This is a genomic window from Erwinia sp. PME.40.26/001, from assembly GCF_055556675.1.
In genome coordinates, this window is the sequence record NZ_JBVHNP010000379.1 from 1 (window position 1) to 242 (window position 242).

A 242-nucleotide genomic window follows, 5' to 3' on the forward strand; every position below is an offset into this window, starting at 1 on the left:
GACATCAACGTCATCTCGTACGAGGACACCGCCGGCGCCATGCTCCAGGACGCCATCTGGGCCGACACGAAGCGCCTCGCCGACGACCCCGCCTACGCGGACGCCGCCACGCGCTTCCTCAAGGCCGTCATCAAGGGCTGGGTCTTCGCGCGCGACAACCCCACGGAGGCCGCGGACATCACGTACAAGGCCGCGACCGCCCCCGGCGTGAGCGCCTTCCCCGTCGGACCGACCCACCAGCT

Annotated in this window: 1 pseudogene; it reads left to right on the forward strand. The window is 70.7% G+C overall.

Annotation, left to right across the window (positions count from 1 at the left end):
* Positions 1-242: pseudogene (locus ACZ3HG_RS24620) on the forward strand (hypothetical protein); the annotation flags it as partial.